At 62.4% G+C, this 21,308-nt stretch carries 27 protein-coding genes; 17 read left to right on the forward strand and 10 right to left on the reverse strand.

The annotated features are described in order from the left end of the window. Positions 1–126: 126 nt before the first annotated feature. Positions 127–399: a CopG family ribbon-helix-helix protein gene (locus AC1PUL_RS11855; RefSeq protein WP_480464394.1), complete on the forward strand. Its 273-nt coding sequence runs from the start codon at positions 127–129 to the stop codon at positions 397–399. Further along, positions 387–680 carry a type II toxin-antitoxin system RelE/ParE family toxin gene (locus AC1PUL_RS11860; protein WP_480464395.1) on the forward strand — a complete coding sequence of 98 codons (294 nt, stop codon included), beginning with the start codon at positions 387–389 and terminating at the stop codon, positions 678–680. Before AC1PUL_RS11855 ends, AC1PUL_RS11860 begins: the two co-directional genes overlap by 13 nt. 65 nt (positions 681–745) lie before the next feature. On the opposite strand, the gene AC1PUL_RS11865 is transcribed toward AC1PUL_RS11860, so the two are convergent. From AC1PUL_RS11865 to xylF, 3 genes are all read right to left on the reverse strand, one after another. Further along, positions 746–1,531 carry an ATP-binding cassette domain-containing protein gene (locus tag AC1PUL_RS11865; protein ID WP_480464396.1) on the reverse strand — a complete coding sequence of 262 codons (786 nt, stop codon included), beginning with the start codon at positions 1,529–1,531 and terminating at the stop codon, positions 746–748. Positions 1,532–1,545: 14 nt separating this feature from the next. Then, positions 1,546–2,859 (reverse strand): sugar ABC transporter permease, encoded by a 1,314-nt coding sequence (locus AC1PUL_RS11870; RefSeq protein WP_480464397.1) that lies wholly within the window; start codon positions 2,857–2,859, stop codon positions 1,546–1,548. 239 nt (positions 2,860–3,098) lie between these two features. Further along, a complete protein-coding gene (gene xylF, locus AC1PUL_RS11875; RefSeq protein WP_480464398.1) occupies positions 3,099–4,139 on the reverse strand; it encodes a D-xylose ABC transporter substrate-binding protein in 1,041 nt (346 codons plus the stop codon). 240 nt (positions 4,140–4,379) lie between these two features. On the opposite strand from xylF, the gene AC1PUL_RS11880 reads away from it, so the two are divergent. The 5 genes from AC1PUL_RS11880 (at position 4,380) to AC1PUL_RS11900 (ending at position 8,391) form a co-directional block, all read left to right on the forward strand. Beyond that, a complete protein-coding gene (locus tag AC1PUL_RS11880; protein ID WP_480468565.1) occupies positions 4,380–5,591 on the forward strand; it encodes an ROK family protein in 1,212 nt (403 codons plus the stop codon). Between the two features lie 147 nt (positions 5,592–5,738). Next, positions 5,739–5,951, forward strand: a complete 213-nt coding sequence (locus AC1PUL_RS11885) for a hypothetical protein (RefSeq protein WP_246780623.1) — start codon at positions 5,739–5,741, stop codon at positions 5,949–5,951. 76 nt (positions 5,952–6,027) lie between these two features. Beyond that, entirely contained in the window at positions 6,028–6,735 is a 708-nt protein-coding gene (locus AC1PUL_RS11890) for a haloacid dehalogenase type II (protein WP_480464399.1), read from the forward strand. A 130-nt stretch (positions 6,736–6,865) separates the two neighbouring features. Then, on the forward strand, positions 6,866–7,114 hold the full coding sequence (locus AC1PUL_RS11895; protein WP_480468566.1) for a DUF982 domain-containing protein: 249 nt from the start codon (positions 6,866–6,868) through the stop codon (positions 7,112–7,114). A gap of 209 nt (positions 7,115–7,323) precedes the next feature. Further along, the gene (locus AC1PUL_RS11900) at positions 7,324–8,391 is read left to right on the forward strand and encodes a GGDEF domain-containing protein (RefSeq protein WP_480464400.1); all 1,068 of its coding nucleotides are present in this window, start codon (positions 7,324–7,326) and stop codon (positions 8,389–8,391) included. A gap of 18 nt (positions 8,392–8,409) precedes the next feature. On the opposite strand, the gene AC1PUL_RS11905 is transcribed toward AC1PUL_RS11900, so the two are convergent. Both AC1PUL_RS11905 and AC1PUL_RS11910 read right to left on the reverse strand, forming a co-directional pair. Next, entirely contained in the window at positions 8,410–8,847 is a 438-nt protein-coding gene (locus AC1PUL_RS11905) for a YqaA family protein (RefSeq protein ID WP_480468567.1), read from the reverse strand. Positions 8,848–9,048: 201 nt separating this feature from the next. Continuing rightward, entirely contained in the window at positions 9,049–9,351 is a 303-nt protein-coding gene (locus AC1PUL_RS11910; RefSeq protein ID WP_480464401.1) for a hypothetical protein, read from the reverse strand. A 182-nt stretch (positions 9,352–9,533) separates the two neighbouring features. On the opposite strand from AC1PUL_RS11910, the gene AC1PUL_RS11915 reads away from it, so the two are divergent. From AC1PUL_RS11915 to AC1PUL_RS11925, 3 genes are all read left to right on the forward strand, one after another. Next, positions 9,534–11,117, forward strand: a complete 1,584-nt coding sequence (locus tag AC1PUL_RS11915; RefSeq protein ID WP_480464402.1) for a sensor histidine kinase — start codon at positions 9,534–9,536, stop codon at positions 11,115–11,117. A 204-nt stretch (positions 11,118–11,321) separates the two neighbouring features. Continuing rightward, positions 11,322–12,143, forward strand: a complete 822-nt coding sequence (locus AC1PUL_RS11920; protein ID WP_480464403.1) for a hypothetical protein — start codon at positions 11,322–11,324, stop codon at positions 12,141–12,143. A 4-nt stretch (positions 12,144–12,147) separates the two neighbouring features. After that, positions 12,148–12,375 carry a hypothetical protein gene (locus tag AC1PUL_RS11925; RefSeq protein ID WP_480464404.1) on the forward strand — a complete coding sequence of 76 codons (228 nt, stop codon included), beginning with the start codon at positions 12,148–12,150 and terminating at the stop codon, positions 12,373–12,375. A 95-nt stretch (positions 12,376–12,470) separates the two neighbouring features. On the opposite strand, the gene AC1PUL_RS11930 is transcribed toward AC1PUL_RS11925, so the two are convergent. Beyond that, positions 12,471–12,863 carry a hypothetical protein gene (locus AC1PUL_RS11930; RefSeq protein ID WP_480464405.1) on the reverse strand — a complete coding sequence of 131 codons (393 nt, stop codon included), beginning with the start codon at positions 12,861–12,863 and terminating at the stop codon, positions 12,471–12,473. A 228-nt stretch (positions 12,864–13,091) separates the two neighbouring features. Between AC1PUL_RS11930 and AC1PUL_RS11935 the strand changes: the two genes are divergently transcribed. The 5 genes from AC1PUL_RS11935 to AC1PUL_RS11955 all read left to right on the forward strand — a co-directional run bounded on the left by AC1PUL_RS11935 (position 13,092) and on the right by AC1PUL_RS11955 (position 16,595). Next, positions 13,092–14,651, forward strand: coding sequence for a helicase HerA-like C-terminal domain-containing protein (locus AC1PUL_RS11935; protein WP_480464406.1), 1,560 nt, complete (start codon positions 13,092–13,094; stop codon positions 14,649–14,651). Between the two features lie 151 nt (positions 14,652–14,802). Beyond that, positions 14,803–15,609, forward strand: coding sequence for an EAL domain-containing protein (locus AC1PUL_RS11940; protein ID WP_480464407.1), 807 nt, complete (start codon positions 14,803–14,805; stop codon positions 15,607–15,609). Between the two features lie 49 nt (positions 15,610–15,658). Beyond that, on the forward strand, positions 15,659–15,979 hold the full coding sequence (locus AC1PUL_RS11945) for a YnfA family protein (protein ID WP_480464408.1): 321 nt from the start codon (positions 15,659–15,661) through the stop codon (positions 15,977–15,979). Positions 15,980–16,041: 62 nt separating this feature from the next. Next, positions 16,042–16,290, forward strand: coding sequence for a BrnT family toxin (locus tag AC1PUL_RS11950; protein WP_480464409.1), 249 nt, complete (start codon positions 16,042–16,044; stop codon positions 16,288–16,290). Beyond that, positions 16,287–16,595, forward strand: a complete 309-nt coding sequence (locus AC1PUL_RS11955; protein WP_480464410.1) for a BrnA antitoxin family protein — start codon at positions 16,287–16,289, stop codon at positions 16,593–16,595. The genes AC1PUL_RS11950 and AC1PUL_RS11955 overlap by 4 nt, the downstream gene beginning before the upstream one ends. Positions 16,596–16,620: 25 nt before the next feature. Here the strand turns inward: AC1PUL_RS11955 and AC1PUL_RS11960 are convergent, their stop codons facing one another. Continuing rightward, complete coding sequence (locus AC1PUL_RS11960; protein ID WP_480464411.1) at positions 16,621–17,256, reverse strand: LysE family translocator; 636 nt, start codon at positions 17,254–17,256, stop codon at positions 16,621–16,623. Between the two features lie 123 nt (positions 17,257–17,379). On the opposite strand from AC1PUL_RS11960, the gene AC1PUL_RS11965 reads away from it, so the two are divergent. Then, positions 17,380–18,084, forward strand: a complete 705-nt coding sequence (locus AC1PUL_RS11965) for a helix-turn-helix transcriptional regulator (RefSeq protein WP_480464412.1) — start codon at positions 17,380–17,382, stop codon at positions 18,082–18,084. Positions 18,085–18,095: 11 nt separating this feature from the next. Here the strand turns inward: AC1PUL_RS11965 and AC1PUL_RS11970 are convergent, their stop codons facing one another. Then, positions 18,096–18,473, reverse strand: a complete 378-nt coding sequence (locus AC1PUL_RS11970) for a tautomerase family protein (protein WP_480464413.1) — start codon at positions 18,471–18,473, stop codon at positions 18,096–18,098. A 95-nt stretch (positions 18,474–18,568) separates the two neighbouring features. Between AC1PUL_RS11970 and AC1PUL_RS11975 the strand changes: the two genes are divergently transcribed. Beyond that, positions 18,569–19,411, forward strand: a complete 843-nt coding sequence (locus tag AC1PUL_RS11975) for a LysR family transcriptional regulator (protein ID WP_480464414.1) — start codon at positions 18,569–18,571, stop codon at positions 19,409–19,411. Positions 19,412–19,415: 4 nt separating this feature from the next. Here the strand turns inward: AC1PUL_RS11975 and AC1PUL_RS11980 are convergent, their stop codons facing one another. Together AC1PUL_RS11980 and AC1PUL_RS11985 are read right to left on the reverse strand one after the other, a co-directional pair. Next, entirely contained in the window at positions 19,416–20,468 is a 1,053-nt protein-coding gene (locus AC1PUL_RS11980; protein WP_480464415.1) for a fatty acid desaturase, read from the reverse strand. Positions 20,469–20,786: 318 nt separating this feature from the next. Beyond that, entirely contained in the window at positions 20,787–21,278 is a 492-nt protein-coding gene (locus AC1PUL_RS11985) for a histidine kinase (protein ID WP_480464416.1), read from the reverse strand. Positions 21,279–21,308 lie beyond the last annotated feature (30 nt).

Here is a 21,308-nt window from a genome sequence, read left to right on the forward strand (position 1 = left end):
ACCGTCACGCGAGGGCATGGCTGAAGGGGGCGGGGTGTTGGTTTGAAACCGCGGCCACTGCCTTGCGTCGACAGCAACTGCCTCATGCCGTATCATTCAAAACACACCACGACGACAGGTGAACGGATGAGCCGCCCTCTAATCCTCGATGATGTACTCAAGTCCCGACTGACAGATCTGGCGAACCGCACGCAGCGCACCGAAGAGCAGTTGCTGCAGGAGGCCGTCCACGACTATCTGGAGCGCCAAGATGCAAGGGCCGGCTTTCTTGCGGAGGCCGAACAATCCTGGCTAGACTATCAGGCCGATGGCCAACATCTGACGGGTGAAGAAGTGCGTGCCTGGTTGCGGAGTTGGGGTACGCCGGATGAAAAGGCACCGCCGGAGTGCCACGCCTGATCTTAACAAAGCGCGCGTACCTGGGGATAGGGCGATGCCGCGTATCTCTGGCCCGGCAATCGCCGGAGACCGCAACCCGGGCCGGTTGGGCCATCGAGCAATACCTGCTCAAACTTGAAACATCCCCGTTGCTCGGACGTCCCGTGATCGGTGGTCATGCGATGCGAGAGCTGCTCATTCCGTTTGGCAAGAGTGGATATGTTGCCCTCTATCGCCACGACCCGGACAAGGACGTCGTTCTCATCCTCGCTTTCCGACACCAGCGAGAAGCCGGTTACTGACCTCCCCAAAACGCAAACGAGGGGGCTTTCGCCCCCTCGCCTGTCTCATTTCACTGCCTCTCGGCTCACGCCGTCTGCATGGCGCCCGGGCCCGGGATTGCGCCCGGGGGGCACTTGCCGAGGATGATCATGCCGAGCACTTCGTCCTTGGTGACGTCTTCGGTGCGGGCATGGCCCACAACGCGGCCGTTCTTCATGACGAAGACGCGGTCGGCGAGGTCGAAGACGTCGTGGATGTCGTGGCTGATCAGGAAGATGCCGATGCCGTCCTTCTTCAGCTGCTGGATCAGGTCACCGACCTGGGCGGTTTCCTGGGGCCCAAGGGCTGCCGTCGGTTCGTCCATGATCAGGATCTGGGCGTCGAAGAGGATTGCGCGCGCAATCGCCACCGACTGGCGCTGACCGCCGGAGAGGGCTTTGACCGGCTCCTTGAAGCGCTGGAAGTTGGGGTTCAGGCGCCCCATGACTTCACGCGCCTTGGCTTCCATCGCGACGTCGTCGAGCGTGCCCCAGGCGGTGCGCAGCTCGCGGCCGAGATAGAGGTTGGCGGCGGCATCGACGTTATCGGCGACGGCAAGCGTCTGGTAGATCGTCTCGATGCCGTATTTCTTGGCGTCGCGCGGGTTGTTGATGTCGGCAAACTCGCCACGGACCAGGATGTCGCCGTTGTCGCGCTTGTAGGCGCCCGACAGGATCTTGATCAGCGTCGACTTGCCGGCACCGTTATGGCCGAGCAGCGCCACGACCTCTCCCGGGAAGAGATCGATCGAGGCATCGTCGACGGCGTGAATGCCGCCAAAGGAGATGGAAACATTGCGCATTTCCACGAGGGGGGTGCGGTTTTCAGACATGAGTTCAACTCCCCTTACTTCGCACGCGAGCGGTAGACGGTGTCGAGCCAGACCGCGACGACGAGCACGATACCGATGACGATGCTCTGGAGCGGTGTGTCGAGACCGAGCAGAACCATGCCCGAGTTCAGTGATTGCATGACGATGGCGCCGAGCATGGCGCCGGCGATGGTGCCCACGCCGCCAGCCAGCGAGGTGCCGCCGATAACGGCTGCGGCGATGGTGTATAGCTCGTCGAGCGTGCCCTGGGCGTTGGTTGCGGCGTTCAGACGGGCCGTCGAGATGGCCGCGGCGATGGCGCAGAGCGCACCCATCAGGGCGAACAGCTTGACGGTGACCCACTTCACCTTGATGCCGGCGAGTTCGGCAGCTTCCGGGTTGCCGCCGATCGCGAAGACATAGCGGCCGAAACGGGTGCGGTTGGTGATGAAGGCCATGATCATGGCGATTCCGATGGCGATCAGAACCGGCACGGCGATGCCAAGACCGATCTGCAGACCACCTTCCGGCCACGGGATACCGTTTTCTTCGGCATAGCGGCGGGCAAGGTTGACCGGCATGTAGTAGCTGTTGGCGACCCAGACAGCGCCGAGAATGGCAATGCAGCCGGAGGCGACGAGAAAATACTCGGCCCAGAGCGGGCGCAGCGGGAAGCCGAAGCGGCGGCGCTGTTTACGGGTATTGAGGATCGACAGCACGATCATCAGGCACGCGACGATGCCGACGATCCAACTTGCGGTGACCCCGATCGATCCATCCGCGCCACCGCCCATCAGGCGGTAGGTGGTGTCCATCGGGGCAACCGTGGCACCCGAGGTAACCATCCAGGCAGCACCGCGCCAGACGAGCAGGCCGCCAAGGGTGACGATAAAGGCGGGCACGCCGAGGAAGGCGATGATCGCACCATGGAAGGCGCCAATGGCGGTGCCGACGAGAATGCCGGCGCCAAGCGCGATGATCCACATCATCGGATGTTCGAAGCCGATGATCGGCGGCAGAATGCGCGCCTGCAGGACGCCCATGATCATGCCGACAAAGCCGAGAATGGAGCCAACGGACAGGTCGATGTTGCGGGTGACGATGACCAGCACCATGCCGGTGGCCATGACCGAGACGGAAGCCGCCTGGACCGACAGGTTCCAGAGATTTCGCGGCGTCAGGAACAGGCCGTTCGACAGGATGTCGAAGCCGATCCAGATGAGGCCGAGCGCAATGACCATGCCGAGCAGGCGCGTGTCGATCTCGGTGGCTTGAAAGAAGCGCTTCAGCGCTGAAACATTGGATGCCCGTGCTCCGTGCGCGGGCGTGGCAAGGCTGTGATCCGCCATACGAATTATTCTCCCCAGTCGTTTGTCGGCTTGCGAAGGGCCGCGCCTTGCGCGGACTTACGGGCTTTGGCCCGCCATGCGGATCGAGGCATGTCTCATTGTCGTGTGCGGATCATGTGGACACGGCGGCCCCTTAAAGCCGACGATCCAATCCTGCCGCGATGCTCTCGATCAGTCGAAACGCCGCAGCACAAGCGGCTGCGGCGTTCCGGCTCAAGCTCTAAAGCTCAGTCACTCGATCAGTTGCAGGCGGCAACCGAACCGGCGGCAACGCCCTGGCAAGCCTCTTCCTTGGTGATCCAGCCAGCGTCGATGACGACGTTGAGGTTTTCCTTGGTGATCGGCAGCGGAGCGATGAAGTAGGAGTTCATTTCGACGCCCTTCGGGCCGCCGGAGAACTTAACGGTGCCTTCGATCTCGTCCATGGACTTGCCAGCAGCAAGCTCATTGGCGATTTCGCCGGCCTTCTTGCCGAGTTCGCGGCTGTCCTTCCAGACAGACACGGTCTGGGTGCCGAGTGCTACGCGGTTCAGAGCGGCCTTGTCGCCGTCCTGACCGGAGACCGGAACGGAACCGGCGAGACCCTGGGCTTCGAGAGCGGCGACAACACCACCGGCCATACCGTCGTTCGACGAGACAACAGCGTCAACGGCGTTGTTGTTGGCGGTCAGGAACTGCTCCATGTTCTTCTGGGCAGCTTCCGGCTTCCAGCCGTCGGTGTAGGCTTCGCCAACATTCTTGATCTTGCCGGCGTCGATGGCTTCCTTCAGCACTTCCATCTGACCGGAGTAGAGGAAGTCGGAGTTCGGATCGGTCGAGGCGCCCTTGATGAAGACGTAGTTGCCTTCCGGCTTCACCTTGAACACTTCGCGGGCCTGCATGCGGCCAACTTCCTTGTTGTCGAAGGTGATGTAGTAGGCGTCCGGGTTCTCGATCAGACGGTCATAGCCGACGACCGGGATACCTTCAGCAACGGCCTTTTCGATGGCCGGGCCGATGGCTTCCGAATCCTGGGCGAGAACGATCAGAGCGTTTGCGCCCTGGGCGATCAGGCTTTCGATGTCGGTGAGCTGCTTGGCGGCAGAGGTCTGGGCGTCGGCAGAAATGTACTTGTTGCCGGCGGCTTCGAGTGCTGCCTTGATCGCTGCCTCGTCCGTCTTCCAACGCTCTTCCTGGAAGTTCGACCAGGAGACGCCGATGGTCAGACCTTCGGCATTGGCGACAGAATGCAGGCTCACGATGACGGCAGTTGCTGCCATCAGCTTCATAACGGATTTCATTTTTAAAACCTCCCAAGGTGAAAGCGGACCGTCGGAAGACCTCCCAACCGCACGACCCGCTGCGAAACTGCCCTTACCCCATGGACCCCCGTCCAATGGTTTTTCTCGACAGTCGAGAAAATAACTGTCAGAAGATTCTCACGCTGTCAACACGGGCCGGGGGAGGCTTGCAAAGACAGTTGCCAAATGCTTTGGGAGGAGCATGCGGTGGACCATACCAGACAGGGCGACAAGCCCATCATGACAGCCAGTCCTCGGGCGAGCACGGAAGCGGTTCGCCACCAGAACAACGGGCTCGTGCTCAAGGTGCTCAGGCGCGATGGCCCCCTTGCGCATACCGATCTGTCGGCGGCGACGGGGCTATCCTCGGCGACCGTTTCGGCAATTACCTCGCATCTCGAGAAAAATGGTTTGCTGGAACGCCGTGAGGTAACAAGCGCCGGTCAGCGCGGGCGTCCGCGTGCCCTCTTTGCCCGTAAGCGGGATGCCGCGCATGTCATCGCGGTGAGGATTTCTTCGCATGCCGTGCAGTATTCGCTGGCCGATTATCGCGGCACGATGATCGACCGATTCGAGGAGGCGCGCGAACAGGGGACGGAATCGCCTACGCGTTTCCTGAACGGCTTCCGCATGGCCATCGAGCGGCTCATCCAGCGCTCGCGTCTGCCGGCGTCGGCGATCTCGACCATCTCGATTTCGAGCAAGGGACTGGTCGATCGCGAGCGGGCGAAACTTTTGTGGTCGCCGGTCTTCGGCTATCAGGAGCTCGACTTCGAGACGGCGCTGACCAGCTTCAGCGGCAGCCGGATCCATCTCTTCAACGAGAGCCTGCTGGTTACCCATGCACTGGCGCTCCGGCTCGAAAAGAACAGAGGCGTGCCACTCGCATCACTGGCGACCCTGTCGCTCGGCCATTCGATCGGGCTCGGCATCGCCTATCGCGATCAGCATGGGGAACTGGAGATTCGGGCGCCGAATTTCGGCCATATGCTGCATGCGAGCGATGGCAAGCTCTGTCGCTGCGGGGCGATCGGCTGCATCGAGGCCTCGGCCGGCTTCTACGGCATCCTGCGCATGGCGTTTGAAGTGCCACCCGATACGATCCCGGCGAAATTCGTGCCGCTTGCGGAAATGGAAAAGATCGCGAGCCGCGCCCGTCAGGGGCACCGCGCCTCGGAATATGCCTTTCGCCAGGCGGGACTGGCGCTCGGCCAGGGATTGTCACGCATGCTGAGCCTTGCCGAGGAGACGATGCCGATCGCAATCACCGGTCCGGGCACGCGCTTCATGGATCTCCTGACCCGCGGCCTCGACGAGGGGCTTGGCCAATCGCAGCATGTGCGGGTGCGCGGCGCGCCGGAGATCCTGATCATCACCGAGGAAGAGACGCTGGTCTTCGAAGGGCATGTGGACCGGGCGCTGACGGAGATCGACCAGGATCTGGGTGGGTGATTAGCCCGGGCCCCTACACCACCAATGGAGCCGCAGGCGACCTTTCGGCGCATCAGATTGAGGTCGACCTTGCGCTGACGCTGAGGCATATCAGCCGAACATTCAAAGCTTGCTGCCTTGCATGAAGGCATCCAGAGAAAGACCCCGATGATCAAGATCATGGTATTGCTGCATGCGGCTCAGGGCCGGGATTGGCAGACGCCGCCGAAGGGTACCAGCCTGAAGACGCTTGCCGAGGCCGAGGAGCAAGGGCTGATCGAGGTGCGCGGCGAGTTTCAGAAGCGGCAGTTCCGGCTGACGACGCGCGGTTTTTCGACCGTCGAACACGACCGGGGCCGGCTGGCGGCACGACGCAGCTGATTACGGCCTCTGGCGGCCCCTCGCCTGCTTGAACGACTGACGCCTGCGCCCTACCCTCCTTCGAGGAGGAGACTTCATGACCGACGCGATTGCATCCCTGGCCGATGACAGAACCGCATCCAGGCCCCAAGCCTATGTCTTCGATGCCTATGGCACGCTGTTTGATGTGCATGCGGCCGTTCGCCGGAATTCAGCGGCAATCGGGCCGGATGCACAGGCTTTCTCTGACCTGTGGCGGGTGAAGCAGCTCGAATATACCTGGGTGACCAGCCTGATGGGTCAGTATCGGGATTTCCGCGCACTGACCGAGGATGCGCTCGATTTCTGTTTCGGCCGCTTTCCGGCTGTTGACAGAGGTCTGCGGGCCGATCTGATCGATGCCTATCGCAAACTCGACTGCTTTCCCGAGGTGCCGTCGGTGCTGGCAGCGCTGCGCGAAACGGGGGCGAAAATCGCCATCCTCTCCAACGGCACGCCACAGATGCTGGAAGATGCGGTTTCAGCGGCGGGCATCGGCGGGCTGATCGACGACGTCTTTTCCGTCGATGCCCTCAAGGTCTACAAGACAGCACCGGCGGCTTACGCGCTGGTCACCTCAAGCTACAGGCTGGTTGCGCCGGATATCGCCTTCCAGTCCTCCAATCGATGGGACATTGCCGGCGCCAAGGCCTTCGGCATGACATGCCACTGGATCAATCGTGCTGGTGCTCCGGACGAGTATGCCGATCTTGCACCCGACAAGGTCTTCAAATCTCTCCATGGCTTGACCGGTGAGACAGGCTGAGCCGGGCCTCATGCGGTCCGAATGATCCTCGGCGACAGAAAGCGTGGCACAGAGCAATTTTGTCGGCTATGGAGACGCGACACGTGCCGCAGACCTCAATGGCGGCCAAGACGGCAAGGACATGACATCAATGCGCAAGATCTGGAGCAAGCCCGTGATCCTGCACGGGATCGGCGAAGACGGTGAGGATGTCGTGGTCGACAGCGCGCTCGGCGCATCCTGGGCGCTGATCGAGGACTGGCCAGAGGAAGACGGCGAGGCCCTCGACAAGGCTCTGCTCGTTCTTGCCGCCGTGGCGCAAGGCAAGGCCAAGGAAGAAGACGGCCGCAAGGCGTTGATCGCAGCGGCGCTCGAAGCCGGGGTGAAGATCACCGCGTGACCGTCGCACTCGGCTGCCGGTGATTTTCAGCGCATGCCCGTGTCATTTTCTGGGATGATGGCGCCGGCGGTCAATCTCGTCCCATTCGGCCTTTCCAGCTCTTTCCCATAACATGAATTCCAGATATTGGCTTGTTCGCCCGACTAGGGATGATCGGGGTGCATGCTTTTTCAAGATTCCATTTTATCACCTGCTGACGAGCACCTTCGATGTTCAATCTTGCCGAAGAACGACCGTTCCATCTGCAGATCAATATAGCCGCCACGCTTTCGGTGCTGGTCCTGGTGTTCGGTCGGTTGCTGCGTCCGGAGACGGGGGAGTTCCTCAGCCCGTCGCATATCGCCTCGGTCATGCCGTTCTGCCTGTGCTGGGCCATGCTGATGCGCACCCGGCATGACCTGACCTTCCGTATCTGCGGCGCCTTGTGCATCCTTTCCTGCGCGCTGGCGTTCAGGATTTTTCTCGGCAAGCTCGGTTTACATGGCGACTACTGGCGCTTCTTCGTCGTCGCCCTGATCCTGGTGCATGCGGCTGTCCTGTTTTCGCGGATCGTCGATTATGTGATCTCGGCGATCTTGTGCGGGGCGATCTCGTTTATCGGCCTGCCGCGCGCGTATTTCGAGGCTGCCGGCCACCCCGAATTTGTGATCGCGACCGGTGTGACTGCCGTGATTGGGGTCATGCTTAACATCATCGTCATGTCGTCCTACGGCAAGTTGTTCGAGGCCAAGGAGACGTATCGGCGGCTTTCCGGCACGGATCCATTGACCCGCCTTCTCAATCGGCGCGCGTTTCTTGCCCGTTTCGCCAAAGCGCAGGGGGAGCACGCAGAGGGGCCACTGCACCTCGCGATGATCGATCTCGACCATTTCAAGCAGATCAATGACCGGCACGGGCATGATCGCGGCGACGCGGTGCTGCTGGCAATGGCACAATGCCTGCAGCGGCATGCGCCGGGGCTGGCCGGACGGCTGGGTGGAGAAGAGTTTGCCGTCATCCTGCCCGACCAAAGCCGCACGGAGGCCGTTCGGCATCTCGACAGCCTGCTGCGTGATGCGCGGGGGCTCGATGTGGATGGCATCAACATTACCTTCAGCGCCGGGCTGGTGGCTGCCGAGGCCGGCGAGACTGCGGAGCGGGTTCTGGCGCGGGCCGACCGTGCGCTTTATCAGGCCAAGGCAGCGGGCCGGAACCGGATCGTTTATGGCGACATCGCGCCCGTCGCCGCGGAACAGACCATGCGCAGCCCGGCGCTGCAGCAGGCTATCGCCGAGTAGAAAGTTCCGGCGACCGGTTCAGGCGAGGCCAAGGGTGATGGCGGCGAGCACCAGATATCTTCCGCCCTTGGCGATGGTCACCAGAATGAGGAAGGTCAGGAACGGTGTGCGCAAGACGCCGGCGATCACGGTCAGCGGATCACCGATGATCGGCACCCAGGACAGAAGCAGCGACCAGATGCCGAAACGGCGATACCAGGCTTCGGCGCGGGCGAGCTTTGCCGGAGAGACGGGAAACCAGGGACGGTCGCGGAAATGCTCGATGAAGCGTCCGAGCAACCAGTTGACCACCGAGCCCAGCACATTGCCCATGGTGGCAATCAGCAGAAGCAGCACGAGCGGCTGATCCTTCGCCAGGATCAGCCCGACGAGCACAGCTTCGGACTGCGCCGGCACGATGGTTGCCGCGAGGAAGGCAGCGAGGAAAAGCGCGAGATAGGCGGCAAATGCTGTGATCACCCGACCGGTCTAACCTGAAAGGACCAAGCTGGCAATGTGGGGAAAGGCGTGGGCCATCCAACGCGCTGTGCGGTCCAGGTGAAAACAGCCGCCATGCATCTCCGGGGGGCAGGATACATGGCGGCTGCGGATGGCCCTGGGGGCTTAGGCCATCAAAGGGGGGCCATCAAAGGGAGGCCATCAAGACGTGGCGTCCGGTCAGACGACGCTTCGGGCTGCGCGCTCGATATCGGCCTCCGCCGCTTCATCGGCATCAATCACGCGGCTGCCTTCGACGCGGGCACCGGGCTGAAGGCCACCGGGGGCATGGTCTCGAACCTGATGCGGGGCGGGTGTGGTGATGGCGCCGTGGTCCGGATCGTTGACATCCTGGCCGCGCACGCCGCCGGCGACCGTTTCGTGTTCCTCCGGGGCATTGCGGGTCCGGCGCTCGGCGGTGGCATCGGCAATCAAGCGGTCGAGTTCGTCCTCGGTCATGGCGCTCAGATCGAAATCCTGCATCGGGGTCTCCCTGCTTCTTCTGATGATGAGGGTTTGTTCGCCTAATCAACGCATGACGCGGGAAAAGGTGCCGTGGCATGTGGCGAATGGCGCAATCCGTTCCGGAGCGATCAGCCAGGCTGTCTTCATAGGCCGGTCTTCCTGTTGCGTTGCCGCGTGCAACCTGCTCTAAAAACTAAGTCTTGAACAATTTTCACTATGGTTCGCAGGGGTATTTCGACGTGACGGTCTGGGGTCCCGATATGGTGTTGCGCTGGTTCCGGACGATCCAGATCGGAAGCGTCGTTATCCCGGTTCTCGGGGGCCTGATCTGGGGCGGCATAGCCTGGCAGGAGCAGCGCGCGATTGCCACGGATCATGCGGTGGATTCCGTCACGCTTGTCCGCCAATACTCGCAAAGACTGTTTGAGACGGAGATCGTCAAGCATGGCGCCGCCCGCAGCCGGGCAAACGGCGAGACGGCGGACTTCCTGCGGTCCCAGGCCTTTCACAGCTTTCTCGCCGGGCTCGACGCGCGCCAGCCCGACAATTACGGCCTGGTGGTGATCGCCGAGGACGGGCAGATGATCGCCTCCAGCCGCGCCTTTCCCGTCGATGTGCCAATGGGACCACGCGACTATATCAATGCCATCCGTGACGGCGCTCGCCTCTATGTCGATCGGATCAAGCTGTCGCCCGGTGGCGAGGATGCCATCATTGTTGCGAGCCCTTTCGTTACCAATGATTTCCGCGGCATGATCGTTTCCTCCGTCGCCACCGACACCAGCCGCACCTTTCTGCGCAGCGTGACGGCGCGGGAGGACGAGGCGGCCTCGCTGATGCGCGACGACGGCAAGCTTCTGGTGCGCCAGGAGCCGTCCGAGCCGATCATGCTGGCGCCCGACACGCCGGCACGGCAAAACATAGCGGAGGCGAACGAGGGCGTTTACGAGGCGCTGGCCGTATCCGATGGCATCCGCCGGATCTATGCCTTCAGCCGGCTGGGCGACGTTCCGCTTGTGGCCAATTTCGGCGTGCCGCAGAGCCAGATCGTCGCCGCGACGCTCCGAAGCGCCCTGCCCGTCTGGCTGCTGATGGTGGCGATCAGCGCCTTTACGCTGGTGGCAACAGCGCTGGCGCGGCGCAGCATGCTGGCGCAGCGCGAAAGCGACCTGCAGGCCTTGAAGCGGGTCGAGGCAGAGAACCTCGCCCATCAGCGCTCTGAACTGGTGCGCGAAATGAACCACCGCGTGAAAAACAACCTGGCGCTGGTCACCAGCCTGATCAACATGCAGGCCCGGCGCGGCAATTTCGACGTGCAGACGCTGCATATGCGGGTTCGGGCGCTGGCCGAGGTGCATGACCTGCTCTATCGCTCGAACCAGGGCGAAAAGATCGATCTTGGCGATCTCATCGCGCGGGCTTGCGACCCTGCAACGCTGATCCCCGAAGATCGGGCCATCACGCTTCAGGCCAGTCTGGCAGAGGGCGTGCTGGTGCCGGCCGATCGTGCCTCACCGCTGGCGCTGGCGGCGCTGGAACTGGTGACCAATGCGGTGAAACATGCCTTTGCCGGCCGCGACACCGGCACGATCCGGCTGACGCTGTCGGCCAGCAGCAAGGGCTCAGCGCAGCTAACGATCGAGGACGACGGCATCGGCATGCACCAGGAAACCGCCCGCCGCTCCGGCACCCGCCTCGTCGACGCCTTCATCCAGCAGGCCGGCGGCGAGGTGACCCGCGAGGTGGATGGCGGGACGAGATATGTGATCCGGTTTGGGGTGTGAGGGGTCGGGCCTCAGTCGTCGCGGCGGATTGTGGCGGAGATGGCGGCGGCGGCGATGGCGATCGGCCCCAGCATCAAACTGTTTTCCCGACGCTGCGGTCATTTTGGTCTCATGCGCGACCATTGGTGGAATTTTTATAATACGCAACTTGACAGGATGAGGTTGCGACTTAATCTCTGCGACCGGTGACATACGGGGCCAGCAATGCCTTCTGATCCGAATGCTCAATCTCAGGGACGGCTTCCTGCAAAGGGGTCTGCAGCGGCTCACTCGTCCGATTCTTCTGATCGCAGCTTGCGACAAGCGCCCGCTGCCCCACCCGCACCGATCGAAAGGCCATATCAGCCTTTCAGCGGCGTCAGTCTTGAAGACTCGGTCGCACTGCCGCTTGACGATCCGAGCCCCATCGACCTCGAACAGTTCGCCACGGCCATTTCTCACCACCTTGAAAGCAATCATGCTCTTGATGGGGAGGTAAAGGTAATGCTTTCTCAACATCAGGTAGTGCATGCTCAGGCACTGTTGGGCAGCAGGCTTGACGTGTTAGCCTTTCAGACCGACATAACTGACGCGGTCGTGAGCGCTGCGATGGTGCAGGCGCCGGCAAATATCTTTGCCAAAGAGGCGCATGATCACGAGTCGAACCGCGTGGGAAGACGAGATCGTATGCCAGAGAAATCAGAACAAGGCCATTTCGTCCAGGAAATGGCGAAGCGCCTATCACCGCAATTCGATGCATTGAAGATGCATGTGGATGCGCTGGGTACTGATCTGGTGGAGGTCAAGGCGACCCTGACCGAACACGGACATGCGCTTTCCGACATCGGGCGGCGTCTTTCAGAGCAGTATGAGGTAACGATCGCGCACACCGAGATGCTGGAAACCGAGATCGGCTCCCTGCGGCAGGCGCTTGAAACCCAAATCGGCTCGCTCCGGCAGGAGATGAAGGACAGCAGCGCCCAGACAAATGCCTTGCTGCAAACGATAGCCGCATCGCTTCGGGGTCGTTCAGCGTCGATGGAGTGACGCGATGGCAAGGCAAAAAATCACGCCTGATCATCTCGATTACGTTGAAATCGATGAACATGGGCGGTTGTTCTGGCGAGGCGAGCCGATCGTGACCGATGCGCGACTGGCGCTGAGCAAACGACAAAACCTAATTGCCGGTATCATTGGCGTCGCTGCAGTGCTCGGCGGCTTGGGCTCCTTTGTTCAAGGGGCCATCGTATTCATCGAATACCTGAATGGTTCCGGCTAACCCTGAGCGACCGGACACCTGATGCTATCCGCCCGAACACAAAAGCCGCCGGGTTGTCCCGACGGCTTTGCCAATTCAAATACTTATCGTTCGTCTCAGACGAACTGGCTCAGCCCCGGCACCGAGGCCACAACCTCGTCCACCACATCCGAGCCGGCATATTCGCGGGCGACTGCCATGGTTTCCTTGGCAAGCGTGGAGATTTCGCCCATGCCGAGTCCCTGGGACATCAGCTGCTGGCCGAGACCCATGATGCCGCCGCCGCCGATGGCGCTCATCAGGCCGCCGAGCAGGCCACCGCCGCCGGCACCTTCGCCATTGTGCTTGGCGACCAGTTCGGCTGCACCCGGAATGGCTTCGATCATCTTAGCGACCGGGCCGTCGGCTGCTTCGCGCTGCAGGAAGCCGAGCATCATGCCGAGCGCGGTTTCAGCCTTTTCCGGGGAAATGCCGACATTGTCGGCGATGCGGGTGACGATTTCGCTCATTCTCGAAGTCCTCCTGAGGCGATTTTTGACGTTAACGTCAACGTAATGGAAGTTCTTTCCGAACTCAAGCGGTCCGGTCCTGGCGCGACGAAATTTGCCGGGGACGACACAGGCTTTCGACCGCATCGCCGGGGCGTACCGAAACGGGACGGACGACCGTTGTCGATGTTCCACAGTCCTCCTATAAGAGCAAGCTGAAGTGTTGATGGCGATGGGAGAAACGTCCGCATGCTGCAAGAAGGTTCGCTCTATCTCGGCACCAGCCGCAATCCGGACGACAGCCTGAACAAGGCGGAGTATCTGGCGCTGAAATACGGCAACCGCCACGGCATCGTCACCGGGGCGACGGGCACCGGCAAGACCGTGACGCTGCAGGTGCTGGCCGAGAGTTTTTCCGAAGCCGGCGTTCCCGTCTTTGCCGCCGATATCAAGGGCGACCTTTCCGGCATTGCCGCCATGGGCGAGCCGAAGGACTGGATCACCCAGCGGGCGACGCAGATCGGTTTCAAGGAATATGCGCCGGCGGAATTCCCCGTCATCTTCTGGGATATCTATGGCGAGAAGGGCCACCGGGTGCGCACCACCGTCGCCGAGATGGGGCCGCTCCTGCTCTCGCGGCTGATGAATGCCTCGGAGGCGCAGGAAGGCGCACTCAACATTGCCTTCAAGATCGCCGACGAGGGCGGGCTGCCGCTGATGGATCTGAAGGATCTGCAGGCGTTGCTCACCTATATGGCCGAGCATGCGACGGAGCTTTCCAGCCAGTTCGGCCTGATCTCCAAGGCCTCGATTGCCACGCTGCAGCGCGGGCTTCTGATCCTCGAACAGCAGGGAGCGGAGAATTTCTTTGGCGAGCCGGCGCTTGCCGTCACCGACATCATGCGCACGACGCATGACGGGCGCGGCGCGATCTCGATCCTGGCCGCCGACAAGCTGATGATGAACCCGCGTCTTTACGCGACCTTCCTGCTCTGGCTGCTCTCGGAACTGTTCGAGGAACTGCCGGAAGTGGGCGATCTCGACAAGCCGAAGCTGGTCTTCTTCTTCGACGAGGCGCATCTTCTCTTCAATGATGCGCCGAAGGTTTTGATCGAGCGGGTGGAGCAGGTGGTGCGGCTCATTCGCTCCAAGGGGGTCGGCGTCTATTTCGTCACGCAGAACCCGCTCGACGTGCCGGAAACCGTGCTCGCGCAGCTCGGCAACCGTGTGCAGCATGCGCTTCGCGCCTATACGCCAAGGGAGCAGAAGGCGGTGAAGACGGCAGCGGATACCTTCCGCCCCAACCCGGCCTTCGATTGCGCCACCGCGATCACCCAGCTTGGCATCGGCGAGGCACTGGTGTCCACGCTTGAGGCCAAGGGTATTCCGTCCATGGTCGAGCGCACGCTGATCCGCCCGCCCTCGGGCCGGGTCGGGCCGCTCACCGATGCCGAACGCCAGAAGGTGATGGGTCTCAGCCCCGTCGCCGGCCAGTATGACATCGATCTCGATTCGGAATCGGCTTACGAGATCCTCAACGCCCGGGCGAAGAAGGCGGCGGAGGCGGAAGCGGCCAAGCGCGCTGCCGAGGAGAAGGCCGAAGGTGACGACAGCGCTGCCGGTCGCTGGACGCTGCCGGGCTTCGGCGACGAGCCTGCGGCGGACGATGGTGGGCGCAGCACGAAGCGCAGCACCGGATATCAGCGCGAAACCGTGATCGAGGCGGCGATGAAGAGCGCGGCACGATCGGTCGCGACATCGGTCGGGCGGGCGCTGGTGCGTGGAATATTGGGCAGTCTTCGCCGGTGAGCCTGCCGTTTTTGTGCAAAACACAAGAACTGAGTGACGAAAGCTCGCCGTGTCTCGGCGAGTTTTGTTCACTTCCGAGCAACCATCCCTGATATATACTGTGCATGGATACAATTCTCGGCCCTGCATCCGGGAATTCATGAGGTCGAGCTTGGACAGCAGTCTGGATCACATCGTTCTGGTCAACAATGCGAAGCGCGCGCTGGAGCGCGGTCGCTTTGAGCTCACCTATCAGCCGATCTACTCCGTCGATCAAAGGGAAGTGGACAGCGTTGAAACGCTGCTGCGCTGGCGCATCGCGCCCGGACGTCTGGCCGCCGCGCAGGACTTCCGCTCCGTCTTCCATGATCCGATGCTGTCGCTGTCGATCCGCGACTTCGTGCTGTCAACGACGCTGCGCCAGGCGGCGCGCTGGCGGGCCGAGGGCCATGAGATGGGGCGAATCAGCGTCAATGCCACGGCGTTCGACCTCTGTGCCGGGGATTTCGCCCTGCGGCTCACCGACATGGTGCAGAGTTTCGGTCTCACACCCGACATGCTGGAGATCGAGGTTGCGGAGCCTGCCTTCTATGGCCCGCTGGCCAAGCCCGTCAGCCTGGCGCTTGAAGCTTTGCATTACTGCGGCTTTGCGCTGGCCATGGACAATTTCGGCGCGACCCATGCGGGACTTGCGGCGCTGCGAAACCACACATTCCGGCGCCTCAAGATCGATCACTCGCTGATGCGAAGCGCGCTGAACAATCCGGTCGACAAGGCGATCGTGCGCCATGTGATTGCGCTCGGCCATGATCTCGGCATGATCGTGACGGCGGCGGGCGTCGAAAACGAAGACCAGATGGAAACGGCAGTCCAACTCGGTTTCGACAGCGTGCAGGGTTTCTTCGTCTGCTTCCCCAAGGAGGCCGAGCTTCTGCCGCGCGTCTGCCATGTCTTGAACCTGCAGGGCCGCACCGGCTGACCCCGCCCCTGCCCTTTCGTCTTGAAGCCGGCCATGGCAGGATCGGGCCATGACCCTCCTGATCTATCCCGCCGCAGCCCTTGCCGAAATCGCCGGATGTTTTGCCTTCTGGGCCTGGCTGAAACTTGATCGCTCGCCGCTCTGGCTTGTGCCCGGTCTCCTGTCGCTCGCCGCCTTTGCCTGGCTTCTGACACTTGTGCCCTCCGAGGCAGCGGGCCGCGCCTATGCGGCCTATGGCGGCGTCTATATCGCGGCGTCACTCTGCTGGCTCTGGCTGGTCGAGGGGCAAAGGCCTGACCGCTTCGACCTGATGGGCGCTGCGATCTGCCTGATCGGGGCTGCGGTGATCCTGCTGCCGCAGCGGGGTTGAGCGAAAAATCCCCCAGATTGGCAGGATGCCTGGCTTGCGGATTTTTCGTATATACATAAACTATGGTCATTGTCTGGGATGAACCGAAGCGGCTGGCGAATATCGACAAGCACGGGCTGGATTTTGCAGACCTGTCGCTTGCGTCCTTCCAGCGCGCGCTCATCCGGCCGGCCAAGCGCGGCAGGCTGCAGGCAATCGGGCGGTTGGCGGATGGGACGGTGGCCGTGATTTTCGTGCGGCTCGGAACCGAGGGCGTGTCGGTGATTTCCATGCGGGCCGCAAATCCGGCAGAGCGGAGGGCATTGCGATGAAAAAGACAAAGCCTGCGGCAGACGGTTTTCAAGAAGGTCGGGGCTATAGTCGTGCTGACTGGGAAGAAGTCGCAGACAACCCCGAAGTGACCGAGGAGGAATTGAAAGAGTTCCGCCCCTTCCGCGAGGTGTTTCCAGATCTGGCGGAAGCAATCGACCGCAAGCTTGGTCGACCCAAGGCCGCGAGCCCGAAGAAGGCGATCAGCATCCGGCTCGATCAGGAGGTCATCGATCGGTTCAAGGCGACGGGCGATGGCTGGCAGTCGCGGATCAACGAGGCCTTGCGCAAGGCGGTGGGGCTTTAGGGGCCGACGTCGCCCCTCCCCAGCCTCACCAGCTTCGCCAGCCCTCCACCAGCATCAGTGTCGCCACGGCGACAAGGAGCCAGCCGGCGGCGCGGCCGATCCAGATGGTGATTTCAGGCCTTGAGGTCAGCGCGTCTCTCCCCTTGGCAGCGGCCAGCGCGAGCCCGCCATAGACGGCTGCCTGGAGCATGAGGGTGAGCGCCCCCATGACCAGCGCCTGTTGCCAGAAGGGGCCGTATTCGGGCCGCATGAATTGCGGGTAGACGGCGAGGATGAAGAGCCAGGCTTTCGGATTGAGCAGGCAGGTGATCAGGCCCTGGGTGAAGATCCGTGCCGAGCGGTGCAGTTTTGACGCCTCGATGCCGTCGATGACGATGGCGCTTCTGGCGAGCGTGTAGCCGATCCAGATCATGTAGGCGGAGCCGATGACCAGCATGGGGCCGGCAAGCTGCGGAACAAGCGTCGAGAGGGTTGCGACCGCGACGGTGCCGAAGAGGGTGTGGAAGACGCCACCCAGCATGATGCCCGAAGTGGCGGCCACGCCGGCGCGGCGGCCGCCGGTCAGGGTATTCGCCGTGACGAAGATCATGTCCATGCCGGGCACGGTGATGATGCCGGCCAGGAGGAGCGTGAAAAGCCAGAGATTCTCCGTATAGGTCATGTCAGTTGTCCGTGTTGCTGCTTGGATGACCGATCCAGGTTTCTGGCCTGTTTTCAGTCTGTTGCGCCATGCTATACAGAGATCCAACTGACAGAGCTGTGTCAGTTGTGATGAGGGGATGACATGCTCAAGGCGTCCCGGCTGTTCGAGATCATCCAGATCCTGAGGCTCGCCGACCACCCGATAACCGCCCAGCAGATCGCCGAAAAACTGGAGGTCACGCAGCGGTCGATCTATCGCGATATCGCGGCCCTACAGGCGATGCGCGTGCCGATCGAGGGCGAGCGCGGCATCGGCTATATCCTGCGTCCCGGCTTTCACCTGCCGCCACTGATGTTTACGCCCGAGGAAACGGAGGCGATCGTGCTCGGCATGGCGCTGACGAAGCGCACGGCAGACCCCGAGCTGCGCGAGGCCTCGGCGCGGGTGCTGGACAAGATCGCGGCTGCCCTACCCGACCCGCTGCGCGAGGCGATGGTCTCACGCACGCTCTATGCCTGGGGACGGGTGGCCGCAGCACCCGAGGCCATCGACTTTGCGATGCTCCGCCGCGCCATTCGCGACGAGGAGAAGCTCGAGATCGACTATGTCAACGAGAAGGGCGAGGCAACGACGCGGCGGATCCGGCCGATTGCCGTTATCCATTATGCCGAAGCGGCGGTGATTGTCGGCTGGTGCGAATTGCGGGAGGGGATCCGCAATTTCCGGGTCGATCGGGTCAGGGACTGCCGGGCGACGGGAGCGCATTTTCGGCGTGAGGGGGATCGGCTGCGCAAGCTTTGGATCGCGGGGTGGGATAGCTCCGGCCAAGACGCGGCGCGTGGCTGACCGGAGTGCTCCTATCGTGCTGCTGCGCGATCCGCCTGACTGAGGCCGTCATAGCCCCAGTCGGTGGCCGGCAATTCCTGCACCACGACATAGGTAGCGGGATGGAGTTCCGGCCATTGGGCGCGCAGCAGAGCCGTGGCCTTTTTCAGAAACGCCCGCTTCTGTTCCACCGTGTTGGTACCGACGGTGACGAAGACTTCGAGATGCGCGGTCCCTGGCTGCAACTCTCCACCAATGGTCCAGGTCTTGGCAGGTGTGGGCTCAATCTGCACCGAGGTGAGATCATGGCGCTTGGCCAGATCGGTGGCGATAAGGTCCGTCAGGGCGCGGGCGAGATCGCGTTCACGATCAGGATGGGGTGGGTGATAGGTCAGGCGGGCAAAGGGCATGGTCGAATTCTCCGAAACGGGATGACGGAGGCAGGATAGTCACGGTATGCTCAAATAATATCGATCAATTATGCAGTCTGACTTGAGGAAAACTCATGTTTCCGGATCTCCCCTCGCCGCTCCTGCGCAGTTTTGTCGCCGTGGCGGATTGCGGCTCGCTGGCGGCGGCGGCCATGCGGGTCAACCGCAGCGAATCGGCGCTCAGCCTGCAGATGCAGCGGCTCGAGGACATCATCGGACAGGCGCTTTTCGATCGGGACGGGCGGTCGCTGAAGCTCAACGGCACGGGCAGTTGGCTGCTTGCGCACAGCCGGGCGATCCTGGCGCGGATCGATGCGGCGCGTGCAGAACTCGATGCCGCGTCGCGCCCACCGATCCGGCTCGGCATGGTTCAGGATTTCGTCGGCCAGGTGCTACAGCCGACCCTTGCCGATCTGCGTGGGGACGACGGCGCGACACGGTTTTCGATTGTCATCGGCAGCACCAGCGAATTGCTGCAGGCCATGAGCGAGGACAGAATCGATACGGCTGTCTGCGTCGGCGAGCCGGGCATTGGTCATGTGCAGGCCACCACCTTGCAAACGGGCTGGTTCGGCGATGCGCGGCTCCTGGAAGACGAGGTGGTGCCGCTGGTCAGCATCACGCCGCCCTGCCCTTTCCTCTCTGCAGCGACCCGGGCGCTGGATGCCGTCGGGCGGCCATGGCGGCTGGCGCTTGTCACGCCGAGCCTTGACGGGGTGAAGGCCGCTGTGGCGGCGGGGCTCGGGATTGCCTGCCGGACGGAGGCGGGCATGGGCCAGGCGGCGCTCGAAGGAGCCGGGTTGCCGCAGCTTTCGGAGATCCGCTACGTGGTGATGGAGAAACGGCCCGGAAAATCCGGGCCGTCAGAAGCGGCAGGCCGAATGGCGGCCCATCTTGCGGCGCTTGGCCGACGCTAACAGGTCAGGCGGCCACGGCCATCCGCCGCGCCTCGCGGAACGAGACGAGACGTCCCCGCGCTTCGTCCCAGAGCACGAGCTTCACGCAGGCGAAGCTTTCCTTCAGCGTGATGCGGCTGATCGACTTCAGTTCGGGGTGATCGCGCAGGACTTCCGGCAGACGGTAGAAGGGGATCTTGCTGGAGAGGTGATGCACGTGGTGCACGCCGATATGGCCGGTCAGCCAGCGCAGGCCCCAGGGCAGGTCGTAATGCGAGGCGCCATGCAGGGCGGCGTGCTGGAACTGCCATTCCGGCGGGTTCGACCAATGGGTATCTTCGAACTGGTGCTGGACATAGAAGAGCCAGATGCCCAGCGCACCGGCGAGCAGCACGATCGGCAGATGGACGATCAGGAAGGCATCGAGACCGGCGAGCCAGATCATCAAAGCCGCCATGGCAACCATGCCGGCATTGGTGGCCATGGTCGAGACCCAGGGCAAAGCGCCATCCTTCATCATGCCGAAGGGCAGGCGCTGCTTGAGCAGGAACACCCAGATCGGGCCGATGCCGAAAAGCACGACCGGATTGCGATAGAGGCGGTAGCCGAGCTTCTTCCAGCCTGGCAAAGCGCGATATTCGGAGACGGTCAGCGTCGTGATATCGCCGATCCCGCGCTCTTCGAGATTGCCGGCGCTTGCATGATGTTCGGCATGGGCGCGACGCCAGTAGTCGTAAGGGGTGAAGGTCAGGACGCCGAGCAGACGGCCGGTCCAGTCATCGATCGAGCGGCGGGCGAAAAAGGAGCCATGTCCGCAATCATGCTGGATGATGAAGAGGCGCAGCAGGAAAGCGGCCGCCGGGACGACCAGGATCAGGCCCGGCCAGAAGGAATATTCAAAGCTCGCCCAGGCACCGAGCCAGAAGAGCACGAAGGGAACAAGCGTCACGCCCAGCTCGAAACTCGAGCGCGTCAGGTTCGGCTTGCGGTAGGCGTTGACGATCTTGAGCCAGGCTTTGGCATCGGGGGTCTGGTCTTCGGCGACCTCATCGCTGCGATATTCGAAGGCTGCGCTCACTGGCCAACCTCCGTCAGTTTCTGCTCATCGGTCACGGTAAAGAAGAGGATGGGCGCGTCCGACATCGCGGCGCGCGGCTTGGGGCGTCCGAAGGAGAGGCCCGCAGCAATGGTCATGGTCGGCTGGCTTTCGTAAAAGAATAATCGGCCCGCCCTCCCAGGAACGGGTGCTTTCTCCTATCAGATCACGGGGGCCTTGTCGCCATGGAACTCGAAACCTTGCCAGGCTGCGGCATTTTCCCCCGGCAAAGGCAAAAACGCCCCGGTCCCTGTGCGGAACCGGGGCGCTCGTCATGAAAGCAAGCGTGACCGCCGCGAATCAGCCGGCCGGCTGCAGCGTTGCGAGGATCTTGCCGACTTCCGGTATGTTCTTCTCTTCGGTTTCGGCCGAGGCCCAGTAGGTGACGATGGCGATCTTGTCTTCGGAGAGACCGATGATGCCGACGCCGATCGAAACGGGGCCGTCCTTATCGGTGCCCTTCCAGTCGATGGTCTGGAACGGCATGCCGTTCAGCTGATCTTTCGTTTCGCGCTGGCTCGCCGGGTCCGGCACCACGCCGTTTTCTTCAAGGAAGGCGAAGACATCGCTCATCACCTGCTCCATGTCTGCAGCGCCGGCGACATCGAAGGAGATATAGGTGCCGGCGTCGGGCGAATTGGCCTCGACGCCATAGTCGGTCTCGGTCGGCTGCCAGTCAGCCGGGATCTCCACGGTGGCGGCCGGTTCGTCAGCCGGGAAGGTGAAGCTATCGGCGAAGGACGCGGTTGCGGAGATCAGGAGGATTGCCGTTGCGGCAAGGAAGTTTTTCATCGGATGAGCCCGTAGCTGAGTGAAAGAGAA

This window comes from Rhizobium sp. P43 (genome assembly GCF_056730705.1).

Bases quoted from the DNA above. Each gene is read 5' to 3' on its own strand.
- AC1PUL_RS11955 (WP_480464410.1), top strand. From the start codon at position 16,287: ATGAAAAAGACAAAGCCTGCGGCAGACGGTTTTCAAGAAGGTCGGGGC.
- AC1PUL_RS11900 (WP_480464400.1), top strand. From the start codon at position 7,324: ATGTTCAATCTTGCCGAAGAACGACCGTTCCATCTGCAGATCAATATA.
- AC1PUL_RS11965 (WP_480464412.1), top strand. From the start codon at position 17,380: ATGCTCAAGGCGTCCCGGCTGTTCGAGATCATCCAGATCCTGAGGCTC.
- AC1PUL_RS11890 (WP_480464399.1), top strand. From the start codon at position 6,028: ATGACCGACGCGATTGCATCCCTGGCCGATGACAGAACCGCATCCAGG.
- AC1PUL_RS11960 (WP_480464411.1), bottom strand. From the start codon at position 17,256: ATGACCTATACGGAGAATCTCTGGCTTTTCACGCTCCTCCTGGCCGGC.
- AC1PUL_RS11935 (WP_480464406.1), top strand. From the start codon at position 13,092: ATGCTGCAAGAAGGTTCGCTCTATCTCGGCACCAGCCGCAATCCGGAC.
- AC1PUL_RS11925 (WP_480464404.1), top strand. From the start codon at position 12,148: ATGGCAAGGCAAAAAATCACGCCTGATCATCTCGATTACGTTGAAATC.
- AC1PUL_RS11885 (WP_246780623.1), top strand. From the start codon at position 5,739: ATGATCAAGATCATGGTATTGCTGCATGCGGCTCAGGGCCGGGATTGG.
- xylF (WP_480464398.1), bottom strand. From the start codon at position 4,139: ATGAAATCCGTTATGAAGCTGATGGCAGCAACTGCCGTCATCGTGAGC.
- AC1PUL_RS11880 (WP_480468565.1), top strand. From the start codon at position 4,380: ATGACAGCCAGTCCTCGGGCGAGCACGGAAGCGGTTCGCCACCAGAAC.
- AC1PUL_RS11985 (WP_480464416.1), bottom strand. From the start codon at position 21,278: ATGAAAAACTTCCTTGCCGCAACGGCAATCCTCCTGATCTCCGCAACC.
- AC1PUL_RS11970 (WP_480464413.1), bottom strand. From the start codon at position 18,473: ATGCCCTTTGCCCGCCTGACCTATCACCCACCCCATCCTGATCGTGAA.
- AC1PUL_RS11945 (WP_480464408.1), top strand. From the start codon at position 15,659: ATGACCCTCCTGATCTATCCCGCCGCAGCCCTTGCCGAAATCGCCGGA.
- AC1PUL_RS11920 (WP_480464403.1), top strand. From the start codon at position 11,322: ATGCCTTCTGATCCGAATGCTCAATCTCAGGGACGGCTTCCTGCAAAG.
- AC1PUL_RS11870 (WP_480464397.1), bottom strand. From the start codon at position 2,859: ATGGCGGATCACAGCCTTGCCACGCCCGCGCACGGAGCACGGGCATCC.
- AC1PUL_RS11975 (WP_480464414.1), top strand. From the start codon at position 18,569: ATGTTTCCGGATCTCCCCTCGCCGCTCCTGCGCAGTTTTGTCGCCGTG.
- AC1PUL_RS11910 (WP_480464401.1), bottom strand. From the start codon at position 9,351: ATGCAGGATTTCGATCTGAGCGCCATGACCGAGGACGAACTCGACCGC.
- AC1PUL_RS11930 (WP_480464405.1), bottom strand. From the start codon at position 12,863: ATGAGCGAAATCGTCACCCGCATCGCCGACAATGTCGGCATTTCCCCG.
- AC1PUL_RS11855 (WP_480464394.1), top strand. From the start codon at position 127: ATGAGCCGCCCTCTAATCCTCGATGATGTACTCAAGTCCCGACTGACA.
- AC1PUL_RS11865 (WP_480464396.1), bottom strand. From the start codon at position 1,531: ATGTCTGAAAACCGCACCCCCCTCGTGGAAATGCGCAATGTTTCCATC.
- AC1PUL_RS11895 (WP_480468566.1), top strand. From the start codon at position 6,866: ATGCGCAAGATCTGGAGCAAGCCCGTGATCCTGCACGGGATCGGCGAA.
- AC1PUL_RS11950 (WP_480464409.1), top strand. From the start codon at position 16,042: ATGGTCATTGTCTGGGATGAACCGAAGCGGCTGGCGAATATCGACAAG.